The sequence below is a fragment of the Pasteurella sp. P03HT genome, assembly GCF_054052285.1.
This window is the reverse complement of sequence record NZ_JBSIUM010000001.1, coordinates 370705-390632: the sequence shown is the minus strand read 5'-3', so window position 1 is coordinate 390632 and position 19928 is coordinate 370705. Positions and strand designations below refer to the sequence as shown.

19 protein-coding genes and 1 tRNA gene are annotated in these 19928 nt (G+C 39.7%); 11 read left to right on the top strand and 9 right to left on the bottom strand.

From position 1 onward, the window contains the following. Positions 1–34 precede the first annotated feature (34 nt). Entirely contained in the window at positions 35–718 is a 684-nt protein-coding gene (locus ACWIT3_RS01900) for a YtjB family periplasmic protein (protein ID WP_457161132.1), read from the bottom strand. Positions 719–794: 76 nt separating this feature from the next. On the opposite strand from ACWIT3_RS01900, the gene serB reads away from it, so the two are divergent. Together serB and ACWIT3_RS01890 are read left to right on the top strand one after the other, a co-directional pair. Then, the gene (gene serB, locus ACWIT3_RS01895) at positions 795–1748 is read left to right on the top strand and encodes a phosphoserine phosphatase (RefSeq protein ID WP_457161131.1); all 954 of its coding nucleotides are present in this window, start codon (positions 795–797) and stop codon (positions 1746–1748) included. A 3-nt stretch (positions 1749–1751) separates the two neighbouring features. Beyond that, entirely contained in the window at positions 1752–2243 is a 492-nt protein-coding gene (locus ACWIT3_RS01890) for a YajQ family cyclic di-GMP-binding protein (protein ID WP_046339619.1), read from the top strand. Between the two features lie 58 nt (positions 2244–2301). Here ACWIT3_RS01890 and ACWIT3_RS01885 read toward each other — a convergent pair whose 3' ends face one another. The 5 genes from ACWIT3_RS01885 to rpsU form a co-directional block, all read right to left on the bottom strand. Further along, positions 2302–2565, bottom strand: coding sequence for a GlsB/YeaQ/YmgE family stress response membrane protein (locus ACWIT3_RS01885; RefSeq protein ID WP_457161130.1), 264 nt, complete (start codon positions 2563–2565; stop codon positions 2302–2304). Between the two features lie 347 nt (positions 2566–2912). After that, positions 2913–2989 (bottom strand) — tRNA-Ile (locus tag ACWIT3_RS01880). Positions 2990–3121: 132 nt separating this feature from the next. Next, positions 3122–4996 (bottom strand): RNA polymerase sigma factor RpoD, encoded by a 1875-nt coding sequence (gene rpoD / locus ACWIT3_RS01875; RefSeq protein ID WP_457161129.1) that lies wholly within the window; start codon positions 4994–4996, stop codon positions 3122–3124. Between the two features lie 75 nt (positions 4997–5071). Further along, positions 5072–6820 (bottom strand): DNA primase, encoded by a 1749-nt coding sequence (gene dnaG, locus ACWIT3_RS01870; protein ID WP_457161128.1) that lies wholly within the window; start codon positions 6818–6820, stop codon positions 5072–5074. A gap of 116 nt (positions 6821–6936) precedes the next feature. Continuing rightward, a complete protein-coding gene (gene rpsU / locus ACWIT3_RS01865) occupies positions 6937–7152 on the bottom strand; it encodes a 30S ribosomal protein S21 (RefSeq protein WP_005717672.1) in 216 nt (71 codons plus the stop codon). A 215-nt stretch (positions 7153–7367) separates the two neighbouring features. Here rpsU and tsaD point away from each other — a divergent pair, with 215 nt between their 5' ends. From tsaD to ACWIT3_RS01850, 3 genes are read left to right on the top strand one after another with little or no spacing between them, the layout of a single operon-like run. Beyond that, positions 7368–8411 (top strand): tRNA (adenosine(37)-N6)-threonylcarbamoyltransferase complex transferase subunit TsaD, encoded by a 1044-nt coding sequence (gene tsaD, locus ACWIT3_RS01860; protein WP_457161127.1) that lies wholly within the window; start codon positions 7368–7370, stop codon positions 8409–8411. 9 nt (positions 8412–8420) lie between these two features. Continuing rightward, positions 8421–8654: a hypothetical protein gene (locus ACWIT3_RS01855; protein WP_457161126.1), complete on the top strand. Its 234-nt coding sequence runs from the start codon at positions 8421–8423 to the stop codon at positions 8652–8654. Between the two features lie 12 nt (positions 8655–8666). Further along, positions 8667–9245 (top strand): thymidine kinase, encoded by a 579-nt coding sequence (locus ACWIT3_RS01850; protein ID WP_457161125.1) that lies wholly within the window; start codon positions 8667–8669, stop codon positions 9243–9245. A gap of 86 nt (positions 9246–9331) precedes the next feature. On the opposite strand, the gene gorA is transcribed toward ACWIT3_RS01850, so the two are convergent. Together gorA and ACWIT3_RS01840 are read right to left on the bottom strand one after the other, a co-directional pair. Continuing rightward, positions 9332–10687: a glutathione-disulfide reductase gene (gorA, locus tag ACWIT3_RS01845; protein ID WP_457161124.1), complete on the bottom strand. Its 1356-nt coding sequence runs from the start codon at positions 10685–10687 to the stop codon at positions 9332–9334. Positions 10688–10791: 104 nt separating this feature from the next. Beyond that, positions 10792–11637 (bottom strand): 23S rRNA (adenine(2030)-N(6))-methyltransferase RlmJ, encoded by an 846-nt coding sequence (locus ACWIT3_RS01840; protein WP_457161123.1) that lies wholly within the window; start codon positions 11635–11637, stop codon positions 10792–10794. A 295-nt stretch (positions 11638–11932) separates the two neighbouring features. On the opposite strand from ACWIT3_RS01840, the gene ACWIT3_RS01835 reads away from it, so the two are divergent. Then, complete coding sequence (locus tag ACWIT3_RS01835) at positions 11933–13432, top strand: sialidase family protein (RefSeq protein ID WP_457161122.1); 1500 nt, start codon at positions 11933–11935, stop codon at positions 13430–13432. Between the two features lie 61 nt (positions 13433–13493). Here the strand turns inward: ACWIT3_RS01835 and ACWIT3_RS01830 are convergent, their stop codons facing one another. Continuing rightward, positions 13494–16064 carry a penicillin-binding protein 1A gene (locus ACWIT3_RS01830; protein ID WP_457161121.1) on the bottom strand — a complete coding sequence of 857 codons (2571 nt, stop codon included), beginning with the start codon at positions 16062–16064 and terminating at the stop codon, positions 13494–13496. 136 nt (positions 16065–16200) lie between these two features. Here ACWIT3_RS01830 and ACWIT3_RS01825 point away from each other — a divergent pair, with 136 nt between their 5' ends. Genes ACWIT3_RS01825 through ACWIT3_RS01805 form a run of 5 tightly spaced genes read left to right on the top strand, consistent with a single transcriptional unit; the run spans position 16201 to position 19785 of the window. After that, on the top strand, positions 16201–16983 hold the full coding sequence (locus tag ACWIT3_RS01825) for a competence protein ComA (protein WP_457161120.1): 783 nt from the start codon (positions 16201–16203) through the stop codon (positions 16981–16983). Between the two features lie 22 nt (positions 16984–17005). After that, positions 17006–17521: a hypothetical protein gene (locus ACWIT3_RS01820; RefSeq protein ID WP_457161119.1), complete on the top strand. Its 516-nt coding sequence runs from the start codon at positions 17006–17008 to the stop codon at positions 17519–17521. After that, positions 17518–18042, top strand: a complete 525-nt coding sequence (locus ACWIT3_RS01815; protein ID WP_457161118.1) for a hypothetical protein — start codon at positions 17518–17520, stop codon at positions 18040–18042. Before ACWIT3_RS01820 ends, ACWIT3_RS01815 begins: the two co-directional genes overlap by 4 nt. An 8-nt stretch (positions 18043–18050) precedes the next feature. Continuing rightward, positions 18051–18437 carry a pilus assembly protein PilP gene (locus ACWIT3_RS01810; protein ID WP_457161117.1) on the top strand — a complete coding sequence of 129 codons (387 nt, stop codon included), beginning with the start codon at positions 18051–18053 and terminating at the stop codon, positions 18435–18437. A gap of 7 nt (positions 18438–18444) precedes the next feature. Continuing rightward, positions 18445–19785 carry a type IV pilus secretin PilQ gene (locus ACWIT3_RS01805; protein ID WP_457161116.1) on the top strand — a complete coding sequence of 447 codons (1341 nt, stop codon included), beginning with the start codon at positions 18445–18447 and terminating at the stop codon, positions 19783–19785. The last annotated feature ends 143 nt before the right edge of the window (positions 19786–19928 follow it).

The window sequence follows — 19928 nt, the reverse complement described above, 5'->3', positions numbered from 1 at the left end:
TTTGCGTAAAATATGTTCTGGTGAGTTTATTAGATTATTTATTAAAGCGTTTACGTCGACGGTGGTACTGCAATGTATTGCTCACGGTTTTTAGCACTTTTGTTGGTTTGGTTTCCATCGGTTTGCGATAGGTTCTACGGTAATGACTGAGGAAATAATGTACTGAACTGGCGAGTAGAATCCCCGCTAAAAAGACGATAATTAGCTCCCCATATAATTGGTGAAAAATTTGATCGATTTTATTTTGCGTGGTTTTACCATACTTGGCATCAAAAGTGACACGCAAAAAACCTTCTATGCCGTGAGAGGAATAAATGGGTTCCACAATTTGTTGTGCATTATTCTCGTTGTCCTCTACTGTTGTATCATTTAATCCCAACGTTGCTCGTAAGCTTTTAGAATGATTGGTTTGAGCTAATAATTCTCCATTATTGGCATAGATCGATGCATCAAGTACAAATTCTTCTTTAGCAAACGCATTGAGATTCTCTGTAAGTTTTTCTGTACTGGCGTTATTGACCAGCAACATAGAAAATAGATTCGCCTGCTGCCTCACTAATAGATGCGATAAGTTAGAAACTTGGTTTACGCTGGCTAATTGCGAGCCAATTTTGAATTGTTGAACGCCAAACAAAATGACCGCCATCGTAGCGCAACAAAATAAGATGATCGATGTGATCATCGTGAGTTTAATCAGTTTTTCTTTCGTTAAATGCAACTTCTTTTTTCCTAAACGTCAGTAAATAGGCTAGAATACCAGCACATTATTTTCATCACAATTTACAGGATTTCCTATGCAAACACAAAACCTTGCAATGATAAGGCAACGTTTTCCTACTTTTCCTCGTGCGCTAATTGCAGATCAAAAATTGACTGATGGTGAGACAAAATTCATTCTGTATGGCAGTCAGCTCAATGATGAGCGCTTGCTACAATTTCAGCAAAAGTGCGGTGAGAATTTTGTTATTTTAGATGGCTGGACAGTTTTACACAATACCGTCGTATTATTGCAAGGAACATGGCAAGCACAATGGTTGACCAATGCGCATGACTTGGCATTAGATGCCGCGAAAATGGATTTTTCTCCTCGTTTGCAACAGCCTGGTTTATTGGTTATGGACATGGATTCTACTGCTATTCAAATCGAATGTATTGATGAAATTGCTAAATTAGCTGGTACAGGGGAATTAGTGTCAGCGATTACGGCACAAGCCATGCGTGGTGAATTAGATTTTGAGCAAAGTTTGCGTCGTCGCGTGGCCACTTTACAAGGCGCGCCAGAAGAGATTCTTACTCAGGTTCGAGAGCGTTTACCCTTAATGCCTGGTCTTGTCGAGACGATTCAGGTGCTGCAACAGTATGGTTGGAAAACTGCGATTGCATCAGGGGGATTTACGTATTTTACCGACTATTTGAAGACATTATTAAAGCTTGATTACACCGTCTCAAATCAGTTTGATATTCAAAATGGAATCTTGACAGGGAAAGTGAAAGGTGAAGTAGTGGATGCTCAGTATAAAGCACGGACTTTGCAACAGTTAGCACAACAATATGGAATTGCTCTAGAAAATACGGTGGCGATTGGGGATGGTGCAAATGACTTAGCGATGCTTGCGGTTGCAGGTTTAGGGGTAGCATTGCATGCCAAACCAAAAGTACAACAGCAGGCGCAAATTGTGGTAAACTTCGCTGACTTTAGCGGGCTTTTATGCTTATTGAGTGCGGCCCAGAGATTAATTAAGGAGTAAACTATGCCTTCTTTTGATATTGTGTCTGAAATTACGTTACATGAGGTACGTAATGCAGTGGAAAATGCGAACCGTGATTTAACAAATCGTTGGGATTTCCGTAATGTACAAGCCTCTATTGAATTAAATGAAAAAAATGAAACGATTAAAGTATCGAGTGAGTCAGATTTCCAAGTTGAGCAACTTGTCGATATTTTACGTAATGCCTGCATTAAACGTGGTATTGATTCCAGTTCGCTAGATATTCCAACAGAGTATGAACATAGTGGTAAAACATACAGTAAGGAAATCAAGCTAAAACAAGGCATTGAAACTGAAATGGCGAAGAAAATTACTAAATTAATTAAAGATGCTAAGTTAAAAGTACAAACGCAAATTCAAGGTGAACAAGTGCGCGTAACTGGAAAATCTCGCGATGATTTACAGGCAACGATTCAGCTAGTAAAAAATGCGGAACTTGGCCAACCTTTCCAATTTAATAATTTTAGAGATTAATCAAGAAAAAAAAGCCGAAGCATTGTTGCTCCGGCTTTTTTGCTCTGTTTTGTGAGTATTATTTACTCATGATTCGTAATGATCTTAAGATAAAGATTAATAAACTTGCGCCGAGTACGCCAAATAATAAACCTGCTAGTGAGAAGCTGCCTGCTGCTTGCGCTGAACCAATTTCTAACACATCACCAAAAATCCAACGACCAAGTGATGAGCCAATAATCCCGATGATGATATTCATAAGCAGACCCATGTCACTTTTCATGACTTTCTCTGCAATCCAACCAATTAATGCCCCGACAATGATAGCCGAAATCCAACCCATATTTTTCTCCTTATGAGTAGTCAATAGAAAAATTAAAATCAAATCATTGATTTAAAAAATGGCAGTGTAAATAAGTAATGTGCGATGTTTTCTATACAACAATACATTTCTTATGCAAAAATACCATAACAGAATTTAACATAAATGCAACAAATCTGGCTTGAATATACTCAAAATTACTTTTCTTGACATTATTTTTAGCAAAATGAGCTGATTATATGGATTGTTAGAATAAATTGATGGGGAGGATTAGGCTTATTGTGGAATAAAAAAGTAGAATGAATATTACTTACTTTGTATTTTTCAATACTCATTGAAGTTAAGTGTAAATAGGTATTTCGGAGAGATGGTGCCCCCAACAGGACTTGAACCTGTGACCAATCGATTATGAGTCGACTGCTCTGACCGACTGAGCTATAGGGGCGGTCTTATAGAACTGAAAACTTGGGAATTATAGATAAATCCTTGAATAAAGTCTAGGATTTGGTTTCTGCATGTTTCAAATTTAAACAAAAAAGCTGTTAATACCATTAACAGCTTTTTGGTCTCTCATAGATTATTCATCTAAGAAGCTTCTGAGGGTTTCTGAACGACTTGGGTGACGTAGTTTACGTAAGGCTTTTGCTTCAATTTGGCGAATACGTTCACGTGTGACATCAAACTGTTTCCCCACTTCTTCTAAGGTATGATCAGTATTCATATCGATACCAAAACGCATTCGTAGGACTTTTGCTTCACGAGGCGTTAGCCCTTCTAATACTTCGTGTGTCGCGACTTTTAAGCTTTGTGCTGTTGCAGAGTCTAATGGAAGCTCAAGTGTTGAGTCCTCGATGAAGTCGCCTAAATGTGAATCATCGTCATCACCAATTGGAGTTTCCATCGAAATAGGCTCTTTGGCAATTTTAAGGACTTTGCGAATCTTGTCTTCTGGCATTCCCATGCGTTCAGCAAGTTCCTCCGGTGAGGCCTCACGACCCATTTCCTGCAACATTTGACGTGAAATACGATTTAATTTATTAATCGTTTCGATCATATGTACAGGAATACGAATTGTTCTTGCCTGATCCGCAATAGAGCGTGTGATTGCTTGGCGAATCCACCACGTTGCGTAAGTTGAGAATTTGTAGCCACGACGGTATTCGAATTTATCTACCGCCTTCATTAGGCCAATATTCCCTTCTTGAATTAGGTCTAAGAATTGTAGACCACGGTTAGTGTATTTCTTCGCAATAGAAATGACTAAACGTAAGTTCGCTTCTACCATTTCTTTTTTAGCACGTCGTGCTTTTAATTCACCAGCAGAAATACGTTCACACACTTCACGAATCTGTTGTACGGTGAGGTTAGTTTGGCGTTCAATTTCTAAGATGTTGTCAATGTGCTGACGAATTTCGTCTTCGTGTTTAGCTAATTTCTCTGACCAACTTTTACCTGATGACACGGCTTTGATTAACCAAGCATCTTGATTTTCATGCCCAATGAACACTTTTTGGAATTGTTCTTTTGGCATTTTGGCTTTATCAACAACAATTTTTTGGATGCTACGTTCTTGTTGACGGACCGAACGCATCATATTGCTCATTAAGTTGACTAGCGTATCAAATTGTTTTGGTACTAAGCGGAATTGTGTGAAAACATCTGCTAATGCTTGAATTTGATCTTTTGATTTTTTACTCGTACGACCATGTTTCTCAATGATAGCAACGGTTTTTTCATGTTGCGTTCTTAATTCTAAGAATTTTTCACGCGCGACTTCAGGATCGATAGAGTTATCTGAATCACTATCATCACTGCTGTTTTCTTCTTCGCTCTCTTCTTCCTCTTCTTCCTCTTCTTCATCGTTCAATGGAACGGCAACAGAGTCAGATTCTTCATCTTCATCAAAAGATTCTTCTATTTCTGTGACATCACCTTCTGTGATGGCATTAGGATCAACGAAGCCCGTAATCAAATCCGCTAAGCGAACGCCACCTTCTTCAACTAAATCATATTGTTCGAGTAAATAGGTGATGGCTTCAGGATAAAATGCAATAGCACTTTGTACTTCGTTGATGCCTTCTTCAATGCGTTTTGCAATATCAATTTCGCCTTCACGTGTTAAGAGTTCAACACTACCCATTTCACGCATGTACATACGAACAGGATCCGTAGTGCGCCCAATTTCTGCTTCAACACTTGATAGAACTTGAGTCGCTTCTTCAACGGCATCTTCATCTGCAATCGCTTCATTCAGCATAAGATCATCGGCATCAGGTGCAGTCTCTAGCACTTGGATACCCATATCGTTAATCATCTGAATAATATCTTCAATTTGTTCAGCATCGACTAATTCTTCTGGAAGATGATCGTTGACTTCCGCGTAAGTGAGATAGCCTTGCTCTTTGCCCTGTGCGATTAACAATTTCAATTGAGATTGTGGATTTTGATCCATAATAATATATCCGCCTTGATTGAGTAGTTATGAAGATAAAATACGGTTGATTTTATCATTGTTATCATAGATTAACTATGCTTTTTGTTGTTTTTTCATTAATAATTGTGTTAGCTTTTGTCGTTCACTTGTATTTAATCCCTCTGCACGATCTTTAGCAATGAGGGCATCGATTTCTTGTTCTATGAGCTGGAAATAAAAGTAACGCAATGTATCTTTGAATGTTTCTTCAATTTTTTCATCTTCAACAAGATGATCCCAAACCGCCAAAATTTCAAGAGCCTTACAGTGTTCTGTATCACGCCAATATTCCAGAATCTGCCCAGTGGTGATGCCGACTCGCTCTCGACAAAGTGCGGTCAGTTTTTCGAATAAATCGAGTCCCGATTCATTCAGTATTCGCAATGGCGTCAAATCAGGAACGAGTTGCGCAAGCTCTGGATTTTGCAGTAATAATCCGATTAATAAGCGCATTGGTGTTCTTTTGACAGCTTGTGGAGGAAGATTAATTTTCACCTCGGAATATGTGGGGATCAGGCTTTCTAGCTGAGCTTGATCCAAAATACCGAGTTTTTGAGCTAGGGTATTGCGTAGGGATAAACGTAGCATTTCACCTGGAATTTTTTTGATTAGTGGGACAGCTAACGCCGCTAATTTCGTTTTTCCTTCTTTGCTAGTAAAGTCCACTTGTGGTGATAAACTTGAGAATAAAAAATCACTGAGCGATTGTGCTTTTTGAATGTAGTTTTCGAATCCAGCTTTACCGTGTTGACGGATAAAGGAATCGGGGTCTTCTCCTTCTGGGAGAAAAATAAATTTCAGCTGTCTACCATCTTCTAAATAAGGTAAAGCATTCTCAAAGGCGCGCCACGCAGCTTCCCGACCTGCACGGTCGCCATCATAGCAACAAATTGCTTGTTCTGTTGTACGAAAAAGTAATTGAATTTGTTCTGCGGTAGTTGCGGTTCCAAGGGAAGCCACGGCATAGTTCACCCCAAATTGTGCGAGTGCAACCACATCCATGTAACCCTCAACGACCAGTAACATGTCAGGACTTTCGTTGACTTGTAAGGCTTCATATAGTCCATATAGCTCATTCCCTTTATGGTATGTGACGGTTTCTGGCGAGTTGAGATATTTCGGTTTTTCATCATTTAATACTCGGCCGCCAAAGGCAATGGTTCTCCCTCGTCGATCTCGAATCGGGAACATAATACGATGACGAAAACGATCGTAGATTTTCCCTTGTTCATTGCGTGAAAGCATACCGAGATCGAACAGTTTTTGTTGATCTTCATTGGTTCTACCAAAGCGTTGTAACACGGCATCAAAACTATTCGGCACAAAACCAATTTGGAAACGTGCGATAATTTCAGGTGAAAGCCCACGTTGTTGCAGATAGCTTTGTGCAGGGATATGTTGTGGCAACTGCTGTTGATAGAACTGTGCAATGTCTTGCATGAGCTCGTACAAGTTACGCTTAGTTTGATAATTGATTTGCTTACTATTAAAGTGCGGTTTATTTTCACGCGGAATTTCTAAACCGAGCAGACCAGCAAGCTCTTCAATGGCTTCGATAAATTCTAATTTATCGTATTCCATTAAGAACGAAATCGCATTCCCATGCGCACCACAGCCAAAGCAATGATAAAACTGTTTTTTCTGACTAACTGTAAATGAAGGTGTTTTTTCGTGATGAAACGGGCAGCAGGCTTGGTAGTCTCGACCCGCTTTTTTGAGCTTAACCCTTGAGTTGACAAGATCCACAATATCTGTTTTTGCTAACAGATCATCAATAAATGTGCGTGGAATTGAGCCTTTCATCAAGTTTATGCCCTTTAGTTAGAAAGTAAAATGGAGCGTATTAAATGAAACAAAACCGTGATACCTCGTCGGTTTCACGGTTTGTATAACTCGAGTTTTAAATACGTTATATCGTATTAGTATAAACGTGTGTTACGTGCATTTTCACGAGCAACGCGTTTTGCATGACGTTTAGCACGTGTTGCGTTTTCACGTTTACGGATAGTAGTTGGTTTTTCATAAAATTCACGGCTGCGAACTTCTGCTAAAATACCAGCTTTTTCGCAAGAGCGTTTAAAACGACGTAATGCAACGTCAAATGATTCGTTTTCACGTACTTTAATTACAGGCATAAGCCAATCACCTCAATGGAATTAATTTTGCAATTGCTAATTTATTTTACCGTTTGGAATAAACGGCTTATTCAATAAAGGTCGCAATTTTAATCTACTTTTCACTTAAAAGCAAAGGGAAGTTTGATCTTTTGCGTAAAAATCATTGTAAACTGGTGAAAGGACAATAAACAAGGTAAAATTCCATCATTCATTAAACGGTAAAGGAATAACAAATGCGAGTATTAGGCATTGAAACATCATGTGATGAAACAGGCGTAGCAATTTATGATGAAGAAAAAGGGTTAGTCGCGAATCAGCTTTATACCCAAATTGCGTTGCATGCTGATTACGGTGGTGTGGTGCCTGAATTAGCCTCGCGTGATCATATTCGTAAGACTGCTCCTCTTATCCAAGCCGCATTAGCTGAAGCAAATTTAACACCTGAAGATATTGATGGCATTGCTTATACGTCAGGTCCAGGACTCGTAGGAGCATTATTAGTGGGCGCGACGATCGCGAGATCCTTGGCTTATGCTTGGAATGTACCTGCAATTAGTGTGCATCACATGGAGGGGCATTTATTAGCCCCAATGTTAGAAGAACATCCACCTGCATTTCCTTTTGTGGCATTGTTAGTTTCTGGCGGGCATACGCAGTTAGTGCGTGTGGATGGCGTCGGTCAATACGTGTTGCTAGGCGAATCGATTGATGATGCGGCAGGAGAGGCATTTGATAAAACCGCAAAATTGCTCGGTTTAGATTATCCAGGTGGGGCGGCATTATCTCGTTTAGCTGAGAGTGGTAAGCCCGATCGTTTTATTTTTCCGCGTCCGATGACGGATCGTCCTGGTTTAGATTTTAGCTTCTCGGGTTTAAAAACGTTTGCGGCGAATACGATTACGCAAGCAATTCAAGAAGAAGGCGAGCTCACGCCGCAAACTAAGGCGGATATTGCCTATGCTTTCCAGCAAGCCGTTGTTGATACATTGGCGATTAAATGTCGTCGTGCACTGAAAGAAACGGGCTTTAAACGGTTAGTCATTGCGGGTGGAGTGAGTGCAAATAAACAGCTTCGTTATCATCTTGCACAATTAATGCAACAGCTAAAAGGAGAAGTGTTTTATCCTCAGCCTCAGTTTTGCACCGATAATGGTGCGATGATTGCCTATACAGGCTTTTTGCGCTTGAAACAAGGTGAGCAACAAGAGTTAGTCATTGACGTGAAACCACGTTGGGCAATGACAGAATTATCTGCAATAACAACAAATGAAGGGTGAGAAATCACGATGGTTCAACATAACTTAAACGCAGTACGTGCTGCTGCAGTAGGCTGCGGGGTTACGCTCTTGCTTATTGCAATTACTGTATTCATGCTGCCAACAGAAGAATTGATTGATTATTTAACATTAGCGGGGCGTTTAGTCGGTGGTGGTACGACATTGGGTATTTTGATGTTAGCGACCTTACCCCCTTTAACTGGTGCAATTTTTTATTTTATTTGGAAATGGGCCTTAAAATAAGACGGGAAAAGTATGGCAAAGCTCTATTTTTATTATTCAACAATGAATGCGGGAAAATCGACAACGTTGTTGCAATCCTCTTATAATTATAAAGAACGTAATATGAATACGCTGGTCTATACTGCGGCGATTGACGATCGTTTTGGTGTGGGAAAAGTGACATCACGCATTGGTATTAGTCAAGATGCGCGACTTTTCCATAAGGACAGCAATTTATTGCAAGAAATTCAACAACATCTTGAACAGGAAAAACTGAATTGCATTTTAGTTGATGAAGCACAATTTTTAACTAAGGCACAAGTTTATCAATTGAGTGAAGTCGTTGATCAATTAAATATCCCTGTGCTGTGTTACGGTTTACGTACGGATTTCCAATCTGAGTTATTTGAAGGTAGTCAATATTTATTGGCTTGGGCAGATCAGTTGGAAGAGCTCAAAACGATTTGTTATTGTGGGCGAAAAGCTAACTTTGTTTTACGCTTGAATGAAGAGGGCGAAGTCGTACGGGATGGTGCCCAAATTCAAATAGGCGGGAATGATACTTATCTATCAGTATGTCGCTTACATTATAAAGAGAAAATTGCACCTTAAGTTGAGGCTAGACTGCACAAAAGTGCGGTCAATTTTTGAAAAGTTTTAATGAGAAAAGGCGGTGTTTGAAACCGCCTTTTTATTAATTAACGCATTGTTACAAATTCTTCAGAACCTGTAGGGTGGATTGCGACAGTATTATCGAAATCAGCTTTTGTTGCCCCCATTTTGATCGCCACCGCAAAGCCTTGGATCATTTCATCGACACCAAAACCAATACCATGTAAACCAACGATTTTCTCTTCTTTACCAACACAAACGAGTTTCATTCGGCAAGGTTGACGATGCTGTGTAATCGCACTGTACATTGGGGTGAAAGAAGACTTGTAGACTTTTACTTCATCAGCACCATATTGTTCGATTGCTTTTGGTTCCGTTAAACCAACCGTGCCGATTGGCGGGTGGCTGAACACAACCGTTGGAACAAGATTGTAATCTAAATGCTCATTGGGTTTATTGTTAAATAAACGCTCTGAAAGACGACGACCTGCAGCCACTGCAACGGGGGTTAATTCAATCCCGCCTTCAATAATATCACCTACTGCATAAATGCCTTTCACGTTAGTGTTTTGGTATTTATCGACTTTGATGAAACCACGTTCGTTTGTTTTCACGCCTGTGGCTGCAAGGTTGATGACATCCGTTGCTGGTTCACGACCAATTGCCCAAATTAAGCAATCCACTTCTTGCGTACGACCATCTTCTAATTTAATAGTTAATGAACCATCTGCGTTTTTGATCACTTCTTGTGGAATGGCTTGTGTGTGTAGTTGAATACCATCTTGTTGTAACACTTCTAATAATGTGTCCACAATTAATGGATCGAAAGTACGTAATGGCGCGTGTTGACGAACGAATAAATGCGTTTCAACACCAAGACTATTCATTACACCCGCAAGTTCAACCGCAATATAACCTGCGCCGACAACTGCAACGCGTTTTGGTAAGGCATTTAAAGCAAATACACCATCAGAATCAATACCATATTCTGCACCTGGAATCGCAGGACGGCTTGGGCGGCCACCTGTTGCAATCAAGATATGATCCGCAGTAATGTGTTCGCCATTCACTTCAACAGTATTGGCATTCACAAATTTAGCAAAACCTTGAATCACATCTACATTATTTTTCGCTAATACATTGTTGTAAGAATTATGAATACGACCGATATACGCTTGACGGCTTTCGACTAATTTGGCGAAATCAAATTTATTGACCTGAATGTCAAAGCCATAATCTGGCGCATAAAGGTTGATCGCTTCTGCAATTTGCGCACCGTACCACATTACTTTCTTCGGCACACATCCTACGTTAACACAAGTACCACCTAAGTGTTTTGCTTCAATAATGGCACATTTTTTGCCATAGCTTGCCGCACGGTTAATTGAGGCTATACCACCGCTACCGCCCCCGATAGCAATATAATCATAATGTTTGGTCATCGTTCGATTCCTTCTAATAAGTGGTTACGATAAATTTATCTATTGTGCAGAATAACAATATACAACGCAAAGAGGCATTGTATATTGGTTCGATTGGTAATTGCTTATTCTGGTGTAATCCAATTTACAGACCAACTACCCGTTCCTTCTGGCACAAGGGTTTCAGTTAAATAAGGCAGAATTTTTTTCATTTGCTGTTCAAGTGTCCAAGGTGGATTAATCACGATCATTCCACTTGCAGTCATACCACGTTGATCTGAATCTGGACGTACGGCTAATTCAATTTGTAGAATTTTACGGATCCCCGTATTTTCTAAATTTCTCACCATACGTTTAATTTGTTGGCGTAATACAACGGGATACCAAATCGCATAAACACCGGTCGCAAAGCGTTTGTAGCCTTCTTCGATCGCATTGACGACGAGATCATAGTCTTCTTTCAGCTCGTAAGGTGGATCGATAAGCACTAAACCACGACGTTCTTTCGGTGGTAGCGTGGCTTTCACTTGCACAAAACCGTTATCACGTTTAGTCGTGACATTCTCAAATTCCTTAAAATTATTACGCAATAAAGGGAAGTCGCTTGGGTGTAATTCTGTCAGCAATGCACGATCTTGTGGGCGTAACATTGTCGCTGCAATGAGTGGTGAACCAGCATAGTAACGAAGCTCTTTGCCACCATAATTGAATTTTTTGATGAGTTTAATATAACGAGCGACTTCTTCTGGTAAATCATCACGCTCCCAAAGGCGTCCAATACCCTCCTCAAATTCGGCTGTTTTTTCTGCTTCTTCACTGAATAAACGATAGCGACCTACGCCTGCATGAGTATCTAAGTAATAAAATCCTTTTTCTTTTGCTTGTAAATTTTCAATGATGAGCATTAACACGATGTGTTTGAGCACATCAGCATGGTTGCCAGCATGGAAGCTATGACGATAACTGAGCATAAATATTTGCCTTTAATATAAGCGAGTAGAGTCTTTACCGACATTATAAAGCAAATTAACGTGATCACCACTACTCCTTTTTCAACAGGGGGGATTTTGTCTTTTTCGTAACGATATGATGAAGTGCGGTATCGGGAAGTTGTGGTCATATGGATGTTGATAACACATACAAGATGTTCAATCAATTCATCCTGAGGGTTTGTGATCAGATTCTCAAAATGACATGGTAGAATTTTACTTTATGGTGACGTATTGTTACATTTTGCCTATTGTTATCCATATTGAGAAAGTGAGTATGAAGAAAAAGGCATTGGCGTTCATGATGTTTGCCTTATTCGTTTCCCCCATTATTCGCGCAACAGCATCGGCTTCCCCTATACAGCCTCACGCTGAGAAAACAGTAAGTCCTGTTGTACGTGATACCACTACTCTGTTTCAAGAAGGGCAAAATGGGGCTCAAAAGTATCGCATTCCTGTCTTATTTACCACAAAAAATCATGTGGTGATTGCGGCTATCGATAAACGTCATCAACATGCGGAAGATTGGGGAAATATTGATACGGTCATTCGTCGTAGCTTAGATGGTGGGAAAACCTGGTTAGGTGAACAAGTCATTTTAGATTTACCTAGCCAACATTATGGGCAAGAAAACGCTGCTTTTTCTATTGATCCTCTCATGGTTCAAGATAAAAAAACGGGACGTTTGTTTTTGTTTGTCGATATGTTCCCTGAAACAAAAGGTTTTTTTGGTATTAACCAACATCCTTCAGCGGAAGGAACAGGGTATAAAAAGATTAACGGACGATTTTACCGCGAGTTAACGGATCAGGCGGGTAATTACTATACTGTACGAGAGAAAGGTATCGTTTTTAATTCGAAGAATAAACCAACCAATTATCGTGTCGTTATCGAAGGGCGTCGTGAGATTGGATTCAATGATTTAGGGGATTTATACCAAGGCAAAAAATGGCTTGGGAATATTTTTTTACAAACGAATGCCGCTACCTCCAAAGCCGCGCCACTAAAAACGAAAATAACCAGTTATTTATGGATGATGTACAGTGATGATGACGGTCAAACCTGGTCTAATCCACGGGATCTGACGGCATATGTGAAAGCAGATTGGATGCGTTTTTTAGGGACGGGACCTGGTAACGGGATTCAATTGAAAGATGGTTCATTAGTCATGCCGATTTATTATACGAATCAACAGAATAAACAATCAGCAGCCGTGATCATTAGTCAAGATGGGGGAAACACCTGGGTTCGTGGTGAGTCGCCAACAGATCGTATTTTGCATGCAGCAGGTGGGTCTCGTTTATTAAATAATAGTCATTATGAATTAACTGAATCCCAACTCATTCAGTTAGATAATGGTGATTTGAAAATGTTTTCACGTAATTTGAATGGCAAAGTACATATTGCGACCAGTAAAGATGGTGGATTTACATGGCTAAATAAACGAGAGTTTGATGAAGTTTTATTAGATCCTTATTCACAAATGTCGGTGATTAAATATTCTAAACGTATTGGTGGAAAAGAATATGTGCTGTTTGCAAATCCTCATTCTACAAACCGTATTCGCGCCAATGGTAAAGTTTGGCTAGGTGAAGTGAAGCAAGATAGTTCGATTAAATGGCTCAATTCAACAACAATTAGTACAGGTCATTATGCCTATAACAGTTTAACGGAATTACCAAATGGTGATATTGGTTTGCTTTATGAGGAAAGCGCAGAAAAGATACAATTTGTGCGTTTAAGTTTGCAAGCATTATTACACCAAAGTCAGAAATAAGCAGCAATAATGAGAGAAAAGAAAGCCACTTCATCGAAGTGGCTTTCATGTGCGGTCTATTTTAGAAAAGTTCTTGCCGTTCATTGCTCGCAGGAAGATGGCTTGGCGTCGTCACATTAGGGGGAATGTAATAGCCTTGTTCTTCTACATACGTCCGTTTCGGCTCCGTTCCCTGAATAAAGTATTCTATTTGTCCACCACTGCTTGTTAACAATCCCGAACCAGTATCAATGCGTTTCTCGATAATGTTTGGTGGTGGTGCTAATTTACGTTCAGGGATATCAGATAAACTGACTTGCATATAGGCTTGCCATGCGGGCATTGCTGTTTTTGCTCCTGTTTCACCGCGACCTAAATTACGTTTATTATCATCAAACCCAACATAGACCGCAGTGGTAAGATTGGCACCAAATCCCGCATACCAGGCTACTTTGGAATTATTGGTTGTTCCCGTTTTGCCGCCAATGTCTTGTCGTTTAAACGCTTTTGAAAGTCGCCAACTTGTACCGACCCAACTTTTACCTGGTTCACCATAAATTGCCGAGGTCAATGCGCTACGCACAAGAAAGGCTAATTCACCGCTAATCACTCGTGGTGCATATTGTGTTTCAGACTGTTCTGTTTTGGCATCAGCCATAAAGTGCAGATTATTTTCATCAATACTTTGGTTAGCAAGTGGTTGTAAATCAGGTATATCTGGAATGATCTCGCCTGCACCATCTTCGCCACCTTCATCGGATACATCAACATTTAAATTCTCGGTTAAACTCAGATCATAGTTTTTAAACGCGTCCAGTTTCTCTGTTTCACCATATAAGACAGGGATATCATGACAAGTTACGCAAGCAATTTTAGGATTCGCTAAGAAAATTTCTTTGCCAGTGTTGTCTAAGATGCGATTAATGATAAATGGTTCAATTAAGAAACCACCATTATCAAATACAGCATAGCCACGTGCCATTTCTAGTGGCGTAAAAGACGCCGCCCCTAATGCTAATGCTTCACTAACAAAGAACTGATCTTTTTTGAAACCAAAGCGCTGTAAAAATTCGGCAGTAAAGTCAACGCCTGCCATTTGCATAGCGCGAATAGCAATCATATTTTTCGATAGACCTAATCCTACGCGTAAACGCATTGGACCATCGAAGCGATTTGGGGAGTTTTTGGGTGCCCAAGGTTTTTGTCCCGCTTTTTTCAATATCAATGGAGAGTCTTGGAGTACGCTTGATAATGTCAGACCTTTCTCTAATGCGGCTGAATAAATAAAGGGTTTGATAGAGGAACCAACTTGTACTAAGGACTGTGTTGCACGGTTGAATTTGCTTTGTTCAAAACTGAATCCACCAACCAATGCTTCAATTGCTCCGTTATCGCTATTTAAAGAGACTAATGCAGAATTGACCTCTGGAACCTGTGCCAGAATCCACTCACCGTTATCACGTTGACGGATCCAAATTTGATCTGCGACTTGAGGTGTTTTTTTACCCGCCCAACGCATGGCACTGTTTGGTAAGTTCATTTTTTCGCCAGAGGCGAGCAACAGTTCAAGACCAGATTTATTGGTTGCTAACACGGCAGCAGGTAAGAGCGGTTCTGTATTGGGGAGTTTTTTTAAGAAACCCAAGATGCGTTCTGCTTCCCAAGGCGCCTCATCTTTTTTCCAAAGTGGTGCACCGCCACGGTAACCATGACGCATATCATAATCAATTAAATTATCGCGTAAGGCTTTTTGTGCTTGAGCTTGATCTTTGGATAGTACGGTTGTGTAAACTTTAAAACCACTTGTATAGGCTTTTTCTTCGCCGAAACGTCTTACCATTTCTTGACGCGCCATCTCTGTCACATAATCTGCACGAAAGTCAATTTGTGCACCATGATAACGAGCTACAATTGGTTCTTTGAGTGCCGCATCATATTCCTGTTGAGTGATATATTTCGTTGTGAGCATACGCCCCAATACTACATTGCGTCGCTCTGTTGCACGTTTTAATGAGTAGATAGGGTTCATAGTAGAAGGGGCTTTGGGTAGCCCTGCAATAATTGCGATTTCTGATAATGTCAGTTGATCCAATTCTTTACCAAAATAGGTTTTAGCAGCAGCGGCAACACCATAAGAGCGGTAACCTAAATAAATTTTGTTTAAGTACAACTCTAAGATTTCATTTTTGCTGAGGGTATTTTCGATATCGATCGCTAAAACGGCTTCTTTGGCTTTACGCTCAATGGATTTTTCTGGTGTTAAAAAGAAATTACGTGCCAATTGTTGTGTAATGGTACTCGCACCCTGTGAGGCGCCGCCTTTTGTGATCGCCACTGTCACGGCGCGTGCAATACCAATCGGGTCTAAACCATGGTGTTCATAAAAGCGTGCATCTTCTGTCGCCAGAACCGCGTTGATCAATTGCTGGGGAATACGCGCTAAAGGAACTGGAATACGACGTTGTTCTCCTACTTCACCAATGAGTTTTCCATCCGCCGTGTAGATTTGCATTGGTTGTTGTAGTTCAACTGTTTTTAAACTTTCTACATCTGGTAAATCTGCCTTTAAATAGACATATACCGCGCCTACCGCGACACAGCCTAATACGAACAACGTTAATAGGGTGCTTAATATTAATTTTGCGATCCGCATCGAAAGATTCTCTCTTGGTTAGTGCTTGCTTCTCAAAAAGCTCAAAAAATTACTGACAGTATAAAGATAACCAGACTAAATCCAAAGCTAAAAGTTCAGCAAAAATGTAAATAATCCGTAAAGAGAAGGAGGAATTATGTGGCAAAATAAAACCATAATGATTAACGTGGGTGTGTGGAAAAGTGGGCAATCTCTTGAGTGTGTTTGGTTTGATTTAGCGCATCATGCACAGGTTTTTTATTCAACTGTTGAGCATCTTTCCGAAATAGAAAAACATATTCTAAGTCATTTTCCCCCAAAAACATCTATTCAGTTAATGTTTATTAGTGCTATTTCACCCCATCAAATTTGGACGAAAAACATATTACTCCCTCAGTCATTGTCCAGCTTAGAATGCGAACAGCAATGTTGTTTTTTGTTAGCGCAGGAGCTGGATATCCCACTTTCTGAACTTTGGTTTGACTACAGCCAGAAGACAGTTAAACAAGGTTGTCAATTAACTGTGTTTGCGATTCAAAAAGCGATTGCACAGCAATATTTAGCTCCATTATCTAAATTAAATATCGAAGTATTAGATAATCTGGCACATGCTATTCTACGAGGTTTACAATTTTTAGCACAGAGTACAGAACAACAGAGTCAACTATTTTTATATCAAGATGAATTCGGCAGTATTGCAGTTTTAGAAAAATCGCAACAATTGTATGTCTTACAACAACGATCTTCAAATTTGATGACGCTCTATGAACAATTTTGTACGCGTTTTAACGAAGAACCAGACTGCGTTTTTGTTTATCAGCGTACTCCTACTTTATCTATGTTACCAGACGGCTGGCGTGAAATTCGCTCTGATTTACCTGTGATTGCTTTAGGCAATGCGTTATGGGGACAAGATACGGCATCGTTAATGAAAGAATAAATTGAGAGAAGAGAGGAAAAATGTGGCATATCAAATCAATTTGTTACCGTGGCGACAGAGGTATTATCGACATCAGCTCCGTTTATTTGTATTGCATACTGGATTGGCTTTACTGTGTTTTTTGAGTGGTTATGTTGCGTTTTCTTTTTTGTCAGAAACACTGACAAAAAAGCAAACAGAGTATTCGACTCATTTGCAACAGATTGATGACACTTTACAAAGTGTGTCACATCATGTTGAACAACTCCGTCAGCGTTATCGAGTCAATGAGACATCAATTCTAGTCAATGAAAACCTGTTAACACACGTATTAAATGCACTGGCTGGATTACCTTTAGAAGAGGGGGAGTTGATTGAATTACGTTTATCCGAAGGTGTTTTAGACGTGCAAGGTTATGTCGTCAACCAAACTGAATTTGAGCATGTACACCAGTTTTTCTTAAATCACCCGTTATTTCAAAAAACGGAGTTAACTCATTTTCAGCCTGAACCGACACAAATTTCATTTCAGTTTGAACTATTGATTATGGAGCAATGACATTGAAGTATTTTGTTCATTCGGATAGATGGTTAATCAAGCTATTGCAGTTACCCACTATAAAACGTTTTTTGTTATTGATGTCCTGTGTGATCTGTGGATGGAGCATTCTTGTATTCCAATTAACGATGCAATATCAACACACTAAGCAAATAGAGCGTATGGTATTGCAGCGACAAGAAGAGTTACAACATCAACAGCGGATTTTAGCTACATTAAAGCAAAATACACAGGAATCCGTCCTGACTCCTGAGTTAACGAATGAGATCAGCTTGATCAACCAGCGTATTCAACGTATTTCAGAACCCATTAAACTTCAATCATTACAGTGGTCATTTCAGTCTACGCCTCAATTACATATGCAAATTGAAAGTAATTTTGAGGATTTTCAGGATTTTTTTAGGACGCTTTTACGGGATGTTCCACGGCTTATGCTGTCTTCGTTGGAGCTTAGAAAAGCAGAAGATAAGCCTGACGTTTCAATATACTGTGAAGTGTTATTACAATTACAGCAAGGATAAAAATAAAAATGAAAAAACTTACCGCACTTTTATTCCTCATCGTGCCATGTCACCTCTACGCTGATCCCTTTGATAAAACAACACGGCAGGAGACAGCGATTTCTAATCAAAAGCGGGAGCTTGTCGTTTCGTCTTCCTGTGAGGAAGCGTTATCTCCCTTTTTTGCAGACAATCCTATGCATGAGCTGAAATTAGTGGGGGTGTTACAGCAGAACGAGGAATGGCAAGCCCTTTTTATCAATCCAGATAAACAACTGCATTCGATGTTTGTCAATCAATGGTTCAGTAAAGACAAGATGCAAATAATAAAAATAGAGCCCAAAGGGGTGACGCTATCTTATTGGAAAAATAAGCAATATTGTACTGACCAAGCAATATTATTCATTAAATTATAAGGACAGTATGGGATTTATGAAACATTGGATTAAGTGTGGTTTATTTGGGTTAAGTGTTGCTTTTGTTGTTGAGGCGCACGACAGCACGTCTAGATTCTCGATTCGTTTAATGCAGGCACCTTTGGTTGAAACATTGCAACAACTTGCTTTACAACAGGATAAAAACTTAGTTGTAGATGATGAGCTTGATGGCGCCTTGTCAATGAAATTAGACAATACGACATTTGAAAAATTTTTACATTCAGTTGCTAAAATTAAACAGCTTACGTTACAAAAAGAAGGCGAGTTATATTATTTGAGCAAGTCTCTCCGTTCGAGCATGAGCCCCATAGAAAAAACATCTCCCTTATATGCTGCTCAGATTGTGGCAGAACCAATTAAATTGCACTATGCCAAAGCAGAAGAAGTGATGAAGTCCTTAACTTCAGGAAGTGGTACCTTATTATCTGCACAGGGCAGTATCAGCGTTGATGCACGTAGTAATGTGTTATTGATTCAAGACAATATGACTTCATTGCGTAATATTAAGAAGTTAGTTGCAGAAATGGATAAACCTGTTGAGCAAATTGTCATTGAGGCACGTATTGTGACGATGACAGATGAAAGTTTAAAAGAGCTTGGTGTACGCTGGGGGATGTTTAATCCTGTAGAGCACGCACACCGTGTTGCAGGAAGTTTAGAAGGGCAGGGATTTCATACTCTCAGTGATCAATTGAATGTGAATTTCGCGACTAATACTACCCCAGCTGGTTCAATTGCCTTGCAACTGGCTAAAATTAATGGACGATTACTTGATTTAGAGTTAACGGCTTTGGAACGAGAAAATAATGTTGAAATTATTGCGAGTCCTCGTTTACTGACGACAAATAAAAAAAGTGCCAGTATTAAGCAAGGTACAGAAATCCCGTATGTGTTAACTTCAGGTAAACATAATACGCAATCTGTTGAGTTTCGAGAAGCCGTATTAGGACTGGATGTTACGCCGCAAATATCAAAAGATAATACGATCTTGTTGGATTTAGTCGTCAGCCAGAATGCATTAGGACCTCGCGTTGCCTATGAGAAAGGTGAAATTGTCTCCATTGACAAACAAGAAATTAATACACAAGTTTTTGCTAAAGATGGTGAAACAATCGTTTTAGGTGGCGTGTTTCATGATACGATAACTAAAGGCGTAGATAAAGTTCCTGTGCTTGGTGATATACCAGTACTAAAACATTTGTTTAGTAAAGAAAGTGAACGCCATCAAAAACGAGAATTAGTGATTTTTGTCACCCCCCACATTTTAAGAGAAGCAATCGTAAATATTGAACCTGATCACAAGGGAAAAGAGGGGAAACACTTATAATCGCGAATAAATTACACTTTCGTATGAAGCGAGTGAATCAAACAAATAAATCACCCATTAAGGTTGAAAAAGAGGGTGATTTATTGCGATAATCTCAATTATTTTTTGGGTGATCTTTCTGCGACCAATTTAGGTCGCCTCTC